Raw genomic sequence first — 1,503 nt, 5'->3', positions numbered from 1 at the left:
ACCAGGTTAAGTTCCACCCGGCGGTCTATTCATCCGAAGATAGATCTCTTCATCCTGCGATGTTAACCAACATCCACAATAAAGAAGGCGAAACCAAAGCCATTGAAGTGACCTATTTAGACACTCAAGGCAATAAAGATACCTCCCTAGATATTAACCCAAGAACCCTAGGCACAAAGTCCAAACAATTAACCCAATTCCATCAAGGAGAGAATTTAAATACCACCATCATCAGTACCTCAATTGAAAACTCATTCTTAATTCGAGACCAAACTCAAGGGCAGATTGATATTATTAATGTCAATCACAAGAACGACATTCAAAACATCTCTACCGATGAGCTGAGACAGAACATCATTATTGTATTAAATCAAGGCAACCACGATTTAAACCCGAACAACATTGAGAAAATTGTCGAGAACTTTAATGGTCGAGACATTCAATTCATGTCAGATGATAATCTTAAAGAGGACATTAAATCGTGCATTGACAAATTAGAGCGAGATAACAGCACACATAACATTGAATTAAATGAGCCGCACACGTCTCATCAAGAGAGCGAATTAGACACCATCAACTATAATGATAAAAAAGAAACCGACAGCCAATCACTCGAACACTTTGAGCCAAAAGAATATTCCCCTCAAAAAGAGATGGAATTTAATCAATCAGAGAAAGAGAGCCATTGGGAAGACAGAGAAATCGACAGAGAGTTAGAGCGATAATAAGAGGGTAGCTGCTGCTACCCTTTTTTTTCGCCTTCAAGATATTCATCGACGCTTTTATCAACCAAAGCGGTATTGGATTTTCTTTGCTCAATAGAGTCGGCTTTGTTCTTATAATACCCCTCCCCATCAAAGCTATGCGCCAAATTTAAATTTAGCACGCCTTGTACTTGCCTAACTCTACGATACGTTTCTTCCATCAACTCACGGTTCGACGGCCGCTCATCGTCACTGTCATTCAGTTTGATACGCAACGCCAAGGTAAAAAGCTGACGAGTTGCCTCGGCATCACTTAACTTTTCTCTGTCTCTGAATTTCTTAAAATCTTGCTCTAGCTTCCCTCGAAGGGAGCTTTGTAAAGGGTAAGAACGCGACATAATTTAGCCTTTTCTCCTCAATGAATGTCAATGAAGTCCACTTTTAAACCCCAATGAAATCCAATAAATTCTCAATGTAAACCCATTGTACTTAGTTTTTAAAAAACAGCTACAACCTTACCCCTAAAGGGATAAATAACAATTCAATTAAATTCCATTAAATTTAGATTGAAATCACCAAAACCCCTTATAGGAAAAGGCATCAATAACAATTCAATGTGATTACATATTTTTACACTGGGGTTTCAGCGGCTAATTAGTTGAGATTTTGAAAATTTTTTTACACTCTAATCCCCCTTCCTAATTAAATATAACTTTTTGTTTTTATTGTCTTTACACCATTAACAGACAACCATTCGCATTGAAATCAATGCGCCGTAGGGTGTGGTCACCAACTCAAC

The 1,503-nt window shown here is 38.0% G+C and carries 1 protein-coding gene and 1 pseudogene; one reads left to right on the top strand and one right to left on the bottom strand.

Translation table 11 applies throughout. From position 1 onward, the window contains the following. Positions 1-725 (top strand): annotated as a pseudogene (locus AB4589_RS23720) (conjugative transfer relaxase/helicase TraI); the annotation flags it as partial. Between the two features lie 17 nt (positions 726-742). Here the strand turns inward: AB4589_RS23720 and AB4589_RS23715 are convergent. Next, positions 743-1,102, bottom strand: a complete 360-nt coding sequence (locus AB4589_RS23715; RefSeq protein WP_016790675.1) for a hypothetical protein — start codon at positions 1,100-1,102, stop codon at positions 743-745. Between the last annotated feature and the right edge of the window lie 401 nt (positions 1,103-1,503).

The organism is Vibrio sp. 10N.222.49.A3, assembly GCF_041475145.1.
Classification (GTDB): Bacteria; Pseudomonadota; Gammaproteobacteria; order Enterobacterales; family Vibrionaceae; genus Vibrio; species Vibrio tasmaniensis_A.
This window is presented reverse-complemented; position numbering and strand designations above follow the sequence as displayed.

What these genes read in the sequence shown, in the direction of transcription:
- AB4589_RS23715 (WP_016790675.1), bottom strand. Translation starts at nt 1,102, where the DNA reads ATGTCGCGTTCTTACCCTTTACAAAGCTCCCTTCGAGGGAAGCTAGAG.